General features: G+C 53.1%; 10 protein-coding genes. 4 read left to right on the plus strand and 6 right to left on the minus strand.

The window, feature by feature from the left end; translation table 11 throughout:
* The first annotated feature begins 133 nt into the window (after positions 1–133).
* From J2T37_RS11090 to gloB, 3 genes are read left to right on the plus strand one after another with little or no spacing between them, the layout of a single operon-like run.
* Positions 134–685 (plus strand): nucleoside 2-deoxyribosyltransferase, encoded by a 552-nt coding sequence (locus tag J2T37_RS11090; protein WP_253355913.1) that lies wholly within the window; start codon positions 134–136, stop codon positions 683–685.
* A gap of 10 nt (positions 686–695) precedes the next feature.
* Positions 696–1,739 (plus strand): hypothetical protein, encoded by a 1,044-nt coding sequence (locus J2T37_RS11095; protein ID WP_253355916.1) that lies wholly within the window; start codon positions 696–698, stop codon positions 1,737–1,739.
* A 34-nt stretch (positions 1,740–1,773) separates the two neighbouring features.
* Positions 1,774–2,529 carry a hydroxyacylglutathione hydrolase gene (gene gloB / locus J2T37_RS11100; protein ID WP_253355918.1) on the plus strand — a complete coding sequence of 252 codons (756 nt, stop codon included), beginning with the start codon at positions 1,774–1,776 and terminating at the stop codon, positions 2,527–2,529.
* Between the two features lie 71 nt (positions 2,530–2,600).
* On the opposite strand, the gene J2T37_RS11105 is transcribed toward gloB, so the two are convergent.
* The 6 genes from J2T37_RS11105 to rluD form a co-directional block, all read right to left on the minus strand.
* Positions 2,601–3,137 (minus strand): RDD family protein, encoded by a 537-nt coding sequence (locus tag J2T37_RS11105; protein ID WP_253355920.1) that lies wholly within the window; start codon positions 3,135–3,137, stop codon positions 2,601–2,603.
* A 165-nt stretch (positions 3,138–3,302) separates the two neighbouring features.
* The gene (locus J2T37_RS11110) at positions 3,303–3,722 is read right to left on the minus strand and encodes a hypothetical protein (RefSeq protein WP_253355922.1); all 420 of its coding nucleotides are present in this window, start codon (positions 3,720–3,722) and stop codon (positions 3,303–3,305) included.
* Between the two features lie 116 nt (positions 3,723–3,838).
* A complete protein-coding gene (gene holA / locus J2T37_RS11115; RefSeq protein ID WP_253355923.1) occupies positions 3,839–4,840 on the minus strand; it encodes a DNA polymerase III subunit delta in 1,002 nt (333 codons plus the stop codon).
* A complete protein-coding gene (gene lptE, locus J2T37_RS11120; RefSeq protein WP_253355924.1) occupies positions 4,840–5,322 on the minus strand; it encodes an LPS-assembly lipoprotein LptE in 483 nt (160 codons plus the stop codon). The genes holA and lptE overlap by 1 nt, the downstream gene beginning before the upstream one ends.
* Positions 5,323–5,408: 86 nt before the next feature.
* Positions 5,409–6,194: a peptidoglycan editing factor PgeF gene (gene pgeF / locus J2T37_RS11125; protein WP_253355925.1), complete on the minus strand. Its 786-nt coding sequence runs from the start codon at positions 6,192–6,194 to the stop codon at positions 5,409–5,411.
* A 63-nt stretch (positions 6,195–6,257) separates the two neighbouring features.
* Positions 6,258–7,379 (minus strand): 23S rRNA pseudouridine(1911/1915/1917) synthase RluD, encoded by a 1,122-nt coding sequence (gene rluD, locus J2T37_RS11130; RefSeq protein WP_253355926.1) that lies wholly within the window; start codon positions 7,377–7,379, stop codon positions 6,258–6,260.
* Here rluD and J2T37_RS11135 point away from each other — a divergent pair.
* Positions 7,378–8,181 (plus strand): outer membrane protein assembly factor BamD, encoded by an 804-nt coding sequence (locus J2T37_RS11135; RefSeq protein ID WP_253355927.1) that lies wholly within the window; start codon positions 7,378–7,380, stop codon positions 8,179–8,181. The two genes, rluD and J2T37_RS11135, sit on opposite strands and share 2 nt — an antisense overlap.
* The last annotated feature ends 271 nt before the right edge of the window (positions 8,182–8,452 follow it).

Genomic DNA, 8,452 nt, shown 5'->3' on the forward strand with positions numbered 1-8,452 from the left:
GGCGTTTTAACAACAGTGAAATAAAATCTCAAATTTCTATTTTGAAACAGTTAGTAAAAGGTAATTTGCTCTAATTATCTAGTACAGCCCCAAAATTAATATTATTAATTCTGCTTTATTTTAAGGAAATACCATGCGAACCCTCTCTATCTACTGCGCCGGCGGCGACGTATTCCTGCCAGAAGCCGAACGCAACACCGTTTTCCAAGCCATGAAAGATTTGGCGGAAAACGCCAGCCGGAATCTGCAAGCGAAAAAGACCACCGTCCGCCTACTGATTCCCACCGACAATGAAATCGCGCTTGTTCCGCAAACCGACGACACCGGCAAACGCGCCAATGCCCTAACAATCCGTTTGGCCAACGAAGCCATGATTCGGCAATGCGACGCGGTATTTGCCAACCTGTCGCCCTTCCGCTCCGCCGAACCCGACTGCGGCACGGCCTACGAATGCGGCTTTGCGCGTGAGCTGGGCAAACCCGTGCTGACCTATACCGACAATCCGGCCGAGCAAACCGCCAAATACCAAGCGGAAGATTTCAGACGGCCTGCGCCCGACGGCCGTTTCCGCTATACCGAAGTAGAAGATTTCGCCCTGCCGTTCAATTTGATGTTGTATGATGAGACTTATCCGATTTTCAACAGCTTTGCAGAATACCTGAATACTTATCTTCAGGCCGTCTGAAACCCTGCCCATGAAAAAAGCCTTTATCCTCAGCGATTGCGAATATCCCGATCGCACGCAAAAGCCCTTTGCCCTGCTGACGGCCAATCCGACCAAAGAGCACCATTACATCGCGCAAACGGAGCAACGCCAGCATGCGCATAATCCCGGCGTCAGCCCGCAAAATCAAAATATCTATAAACTGCCGCGCAGCGTGTTTGAGGGCGCTGCGTCCGGCAAGAATAAAAAGCATAAGCGCAACGGCAACATTATCAATGCCAACATCATCAATAATCTGTGCGAACACAATCTTTATACCTTGACTTTGGCCGTCGGCACACCCAATCAATACAACCTTGAAAGCTGGTTCAACCGCCACGAAAGCGGCTATGAAGACGCCTGCCAAGCTTTGCGCACACTGCCTGCCGGACGGATAAACATTCCCGAGCAGCTGTGGCGGGTTCTGCGCTTAAAGCTGCTGGGCATTCTGCGTAATCCGCACAACCACCGGCATCCGTTTGCCCGCCGCCTGCACCAAGCCATCCGTGGGCAGCTGCCCGAAGCCGGCTTTGAATTTGTCCGCCTCATCAGCCAACGCGATTCCAAGCGTATCGAACACATCATGCAAACCTACCGTTTTTCTTTTTTGGACTATGTCAACTGGCTGGCCAATCTCTACGGTATGTTGAGCGAAGGCGTGCAGCAGCCGTCGCTGTTTGAACAAATGTTTCGTGCCGGATTTGAAAATCCCGAAGCGGTCCGTATCGAGCTTTACCGTTATCCCGATACCGGATTGTGCCTGCTCAACGACAGAGGCTTTTGCTTGCAGCATGCCGGAGAGCAGCTGAGCCTTGGCGTTAACATTGCCCATGATATGTTTGCCCTTATCCATGTGGATTTAAGCATGTGGCCGCATGTCAAAACCCATTTTCACAACATGCCGACCCGCAAACAGGGTAAAGTCAACATCAGCGACGGCAACCACAACCAGCGGCGCACCTTCAACCGCCTCTGTATCCGCCACGCACGTTTTGCCGTTTACGGCAAAAGCGCCAAGCCGCAAGATTACCTGTAAAGCCGTCTGAAAAGAAGGAAAAGAAAGGAAAGCCATGACCATTACCCCCGTTAAAGCCTTTGGCGACAACTATATTTGGACGATTCATGCCAACGGCCGCGCTGTCTGTATCGACCCCGGCGAAGCCGCACCCGCCGCCGATTTTTTAGCGCAACACGGCCTGAGCTTAGACCAAATTTGGATTACCCACCACCACAACAACCACACCGGCGGCATTCGGGATTTGCAGGCGCAATTTCCCAACACACCGGTTTACGGCAACAGCGACATCGCCGCCGCCACGCAAACGGTTTCAGACGGCCAAACGCTGGATTTCGGCGGCGCAAGCGCAACCGTTTGGGCAACGCCCGGCCACACTGCCCACCATGTCAGCTATCTGCTGGAAAATTCAGACGGCCTGCACGTTTTCTGCGGCGATACGCTGTTTAGCGCCGGTTGCGGGCGCGTGTTTACCGGCACGATAGCGCAGCTTTTTGCCAGTTTCCAACGCTACAACAGCCTGCCGCCGGAAACCCTGTTTTATCCGGCGCATGAATACACCGCCGCCAATTTGCGCTTTGCCGCGCATATCGAGCCGGATAACGCCGATATTCAGACGGCCTTGTTCGCCGCGCTTGCGGCAAACGCGCCAACCCTGCCGGTAACGCTGGCGCATGAACGCAAAATCAATCCGTTTTTACGCGCCCATCTGCCGCAGGTTAAAGCGCGGGCGGAAGCCTTATGCAGCTGGAAATTAGACAGCGAATTGGCTGTGTTCGCCGCCTTGCGCGAATTGAAAAACGGCTTTTAAGGCCGTCTGAAAACCATACAAAAAGACCGTGACGAACAATTCGTCACGGTCTTTTTGTAACAGGCTTGGGTTTATTTTTTCCGCCTATGCGGCGGTTGTGCCGGTTTCAAATCCACCAAGCGCGTACCGGCCAGAAAATCATACAGAAACTGGCGGTCGGGATTGAGCAAGGCGAAGCCCCACGGCAGAATCAGCCAAATCAGCGCCGCACCGAAAGCGGTTTTCGGCGGAATATTGCCCCAATAACGCAGCGCGGCATAAGCCAGCAGCGGAATAAACACGATAAACACGCAAGCCCACATAAAGCGCAGGCGCAGCTGGTGCAGCGGCGGGCGGGCGCCTTGCCGGTTGCACAAGCCGATTTTCCAAGTCTGCATCGGCAGGGTTTGGCCTTTAATCATCCAGTTGGTGCGGAAGTAATACCACCAAAACGCCAACACCAACACGGCGGTCACGAAAGCGGACAAATTCGTGGACACGGGATTGAGGAAAATTGCCGCAATCCCGGCCAGCAATGCAGCCAGCAGAGTAATGGCGCCGATCAGCAGCAGCTCATAAACCAGCGCGGCAAAGCGGCGTTTGAGGGAAACGGTGGGGAAAGTCGTCATGGTGGGCTTGGGGAAAGGCCGTCTGAAAATCCGAGGGCTTTCAGACGGCCTTAATTCATCAAAATATAGTCATTTCGTTAGTTTAATACAGCGTTGCTGCGCCTTGTCTCAATCCAACGAAACGACTAAATTACGGCATATCGAAACAGGCAAACAAGCCTGCCATCAGCGGTGCGGGCGTTTTTGGCCTTTGGACTGCTGCGCCGCCATCTGGTTGATTTCCTGACGGGTCGGGCGTTTTTTAAACATTTCGTGCGCTTCGTCCACCGAGCATTTTTGCGACAGGCACACCAGCGTAATCGCGTCTTTCTGCGCCTGACCGCCTTTGTGGTACATGCGGCGCAGGTTGGCTTCGTTGATACGGCCTTTTTCCGGATCGATGTCGAATTTTTTCAGGCGCTCGATAAATTGGCGCTGTTGGCGACGCGATGTCCAAACGAAACCGCCTGCGGCGGCGGCCATAATCACGATGGCGCTGATGATGGCAATCGGCCATGAGTCCACAATCAATACCAAAATCAGACTCAAAACGGCGGTCGCCAGAATAATCAGACCGGCCAAACGGATTTTTGCTTTTTGATCCATGTTGTTGTGTTTCCTTGCTACGGATATGCCGCCTGAAAAAACACAGGCAGACGGCTTGTTAAAAGTTTACGGCATTTTACAGTATTTTAGGGCTTTGGGGGAAACGGTTTGCACGTTTACACCGCCAAGCCCGTTACCAGCTGCTTAAACTCCGTCCAAGCGTCGCCCTCTTCCGCGCCTTTTATCACGCGGTCGATTTTGGCGCAGGTTTGCAGCGCGGCCAGCAGGCGGGTGATGGAAATACGCTTTTCCGCCGTCGGTGCCAAGGTTTGCTTGTCGCCCCACAAGCGCAGGCTGTTGCGCACGGATTGCACGCTTTGGCCTTGCTTCAACGCGGCGTGCAAGCGGATTAAGGTGCGGATGTCTTCCGCCACCGCCCACAGCAGCAACACCGGCTCTTCACCTTCTTGCTCCAAACCGTCAAGCAGGCGGCTGACGCGCAGCGCGTCGCCCTTCATCCATGCGCCCGCCAGTTGGAACACATCAAAGCGGGCGACATTCGCCACCGCCGCTTCCGCGTCCGCCATATTCAGCACATGCCCTTGCGGGTGGAGCAAGGCGAGTTTGTCGATTTCCTGCTTGGCCGCCAGCAGATTACCCTCAACACGTTCGGTAAACAAAGCCAGCGCGTCCGCCTCAATCTCCAAACCGGCTTTTTTCAGACGGCCTTGTATCCATTGCGGCAGCGCGGCAGCAGTCACGGCTTTGGCTTCCAATACCACGCCTTTTGCCGCCAATGCGGTAAACCATTTGGCCTGAGTTTGCGCCTTTTCCAATTTAGGCAGCAAAATAAGGGTTACGGTATCTTCCGGCAGACGCGCCGCCAGCGTTTGCAGCGCGTCGCCGCCGTTTTTGCCCGGCTTGCCGCTTGGGATATGGATTTCCAGCAGCTTCAAATCGGCAAACAAACCCGCGCTGCCCGCCGATTGCAACAGCTCGTTCCAATCAAATTGGTTGTCAACGCTATAGACTTCGCGGTTGAGATAACCTTGCTGCTTGGCCGCCGCACGCAAGGTGTCCAGCGCTTCAATCCGCAGCAAATCCTCTTCGCCGTGGATAAGATACAGCGGCGAGAGCGGCATATCAGGGCGCAGATGCTCGATGTTGGCCGTTGCCATTACTGCGCAGCCGAGTTCAGAAAAGCCAGTTGGCGCACGATTTGATCGGCGGCATCGGCACGCATTTCCGACCAGATGGTTTGCTCTTCCTCGGCCTTACCCAACACTTCGCTGTCGGAATAATCCATGGTACGGTAAACCTCTACCCGAATCGGCTTACCGACCGGCTCTCCTTTGCGGCTGACCTGAACTTCAACACGCAACATCAGCAGGTATTCGTTAATCAGCGCGGCGCGGGTAATGGTATAAACGTCGCGGCGGGTTTGGATACCGATGACATTCAACTCGGCTTGCGCTTTAGCGGCGGATTCAGGTTTGCCGTCGGCACGGCGCAAAGCATTTTCCAAAGCCTGCTGCATGATGTTGCCGTTGACCGACCAAGTCTGATACGGCAGCGGCTGGGTCGTGCCGGGCGTACCTTTCAGATGAAAACCGCAAGCGGTTAAGAGCAGCGCCGCAGCGGTCAAAAGAATCTTGTTCATAAAAAACTTTCTTAATTTGCGTATCGGGCATTATAACGGATTGTCAGGCCGTCTGAAAAAACGGTGTTTTCAGACGGCCTGCGGTTTCAATCCTGCAAAACGCCGTTATCCAACCAAATCAGGCTGACCATGCGGCCGGTCTGCCCGTCGCGGCGGTAGGAGAAAAAGGTATCGCGTTCCAATACGGTGCAATGCGTACCGCCGTAAATCATGGTCACGCCTTCGTGGTTCAACACCTGCCGCGCCAAAAGGTAAATATCCGCCAGATATTTGCCGCCGCCGATGTCGGTAAAAGCATGTTCGGCTTCGGGCAGTTGGGCGCAAAACGTGTCTTTTACCTCCTGCCCCACTTCAAACGCGTCCGGGCCGATGGCTGGGCCGAAATAGGCCATGATTTCCAGCGGATTCACGTTCATGGCGGCGATGGTATTCTGCAACACGCCGCCTGCCAAACCGCGCCAACCGGCGTGCGCCGCCGCCACTACCGTACCGGCTTTGTCGCAAAACAACACCGGCAGGCAGTCAGCCGTCATCGCAGCGCAGGCGGCTTGGCCGGTGGTGTCCACGGAAGCGTCCGCGTCGGGCAGCTTGGTTAACGCATCTACTGCCGCTACAACCGTATTGCTGTGGATTTGGTTGAGATAGGCTATCGGTGCGCCAACTTGACGCTGCACAATTTCCCGATTTCGGGCAACGGCTGCGGAATCGTCACCGACATGCGCACCGACGTTCAAACTTTGATAAGGCGGTTCGCTAAAGCCGCCGTTGCGGGTTGTTATCAGGGTTTTGACATGGGCAGGCGCAGGCCAGTCGGCATGCAAAAAGGATTGGCCGATGGCGGCAATACCCAAAGATTCGTTTAAGGTTTTCATAGGATTCCTTTATTTTTCAGACGGCCTTGATGGGGAAAACCAATTCAGAGGCCGTCTGAAACATCAGTCGCGCACATATACGACTTCGACATCGTAATCGTCTTCGTTCCAATCGTCATCATCCTCCGCATCCAATTTATCCTGCCATTCTTCTTCATGACTCAAGGATGAATCCAAACCGGCTTCTAAGCGCAATACCGACAGCAGATGATACATATCCTCGGGAATCGGCGCTTCAAATGAAACCGTTTCCTGCGTTTTCGGATGGATAAAGCTCAAACGGTAGGCATGCAGGGCTTGGCGCTGCATGGCTTTGACCGCTTCTTTGGCGACATCGCTGCAAGGGTGGCGCGGATTGCCGTACACCGGATCGCCCGCCAAGGGATGATTGGCCTCGCGCATGTGCACGCGGATTTGGTGGGTACGGCCAGTTTCCAGCGAGCACTCGATATAGCTGTGCGCCGGATAACGCTCCAATACCTTAACGTGCGTAACCGCCGGTTTACCGTTGTATTTCACTACCGCCATTTTCAAACGGTTGTGCGGATCGCGGCCGATTAAGGTGTCGATTTTGCCGTCAAACGGTACAATGCCGTTGGCCACGGCGCGGTAAATCCGCTTCACCGTACGTGCCTGCAACTGCTGCACCAATGAATTTTGCGCAGGAAGGGTTTTGGCCACCACCATCAGGCCGCTGGTATCTTTGTCCAAACGGTGCACAATCCCCGCGCGCGGCACTTGCGACAATTCCGGCGCATGAGCCAGCAAGCCGTTGAGTAAAGTTCCCGTCCAGTTGCCCGCAGCGGGGTGCACGACCAAACCAGCCGATTTATTGACCACAATTACGGTATCGTCTTCATATACGATGTCCAAATCCATCTCTTCCGGCGTAAACGCCAGATTTTCTTCGCTCGGACGAATCATGACGGTCACGGCCTCTTCGCCGATTAATTTATCTTTCGGCTGCGCGGATTTACCGTTAAGCGTAACGGAACCGTCTTTAATCCAAGAAGTCAGGCGGCTGCGGGAATAGTCCGGCAGCAATTTAGCCAAGGCCGCATCCAAACGCAAACCGGCCATATCCAATGGAATCGTTAAATTAACACAACTTTCTGTTTCAGGGGCTGCCGTAAACTCTAAATCATCGCTATAATCGGCTTCATTATCAAAGGAAGTATTTTGCATGAAAAAAATTCTTTTAGTAGTTTCTTTAAGTTTGGCGCTCGGCGCATGTGCCAGCAAAAACACAATTGATAAAGATGCCCAAGCCACTCAAGATTGGAGCGTGGAGCAACTTTATACGGAAGCGCAGGATGAATTGAACAGCAGCAATTATACGCGAGCCATCAAATTATATGAAATTTTAGAATCGCGCTTCCCCAACGGCCGCTACGCACAGCAGGCGCAGTTGGATACTGCCTATGCTTATTACAAAGACGATGAACCCGAAAAAGCGCTCGCTGCCATCGAGCGCTTCCAGCGCCATCATCCGCAACACCCGAATATGGACTATGCCCTATATTTGAAAGGCTTGGTTTTGTTTAACGAAGACCAATCCTTCCTCAACAAACTGGCTTCGCAAGACTGGTCAGACCGCGACCCGAAAGCCAACCGTGATGCTTATTATGCCTTCGCAGATTTGGTCGAACGCTTCCCCAACAGTAAATATGCGCCCGATGCAACTGCACGCATGACCAAACTGGTAGATGCATTAGGAGGAAATGAAATCGCTATTGCCCGCTATTATATGAAACGCGGTGCTTATCTTGCCGCAATCAACCGAGCCCAAAAAATCGTTGAGAAATACCAAAATACGCGCTATGTCGAAGAATCTCTCGCCATGATGGAGCTGGCGTATAAAAAACTGGATAAGCCACAGCTGGCCGAAGATACCCGCCGTATTTTGGCAAAAAACTTCCCACAAAGCCCGTTTTTAGAGCATGAATGGAAGTCCGGCGACATGCCGTGGTGGCGCTATTGGAAGTAACAATATCTCATTTTGATATAGAATATTTAAATAATTAGAGCTATATCCATAGAAGATACCCGCCCATAAAAGCCTATACCCTGTTATGAAAATAGCAAGGTACAGGCTTTTTTCGTTTTACTATATCTGCTGTCACAGGCACATAAACCAGCAGCTTCCTCCAGCAAATACCACCGATAAAACCCGAAGGCCGTCTGAGTTTCAGACGGCCTTCGGGTTTAGCATTCGGCAGGATTCGCCCCCTATTTTTTCACGGCAGGAACGGCCGCCT

The organism is Neisseria perflava, assembly GCF_024170405.1.
Classification (GTDB): domain Bacteria; phylum Pseudomonadota; class Gammaproteobacteria; order Burkholderiales; family Neisseriaceae; genus Neisseria; species Neisseria perflava_B.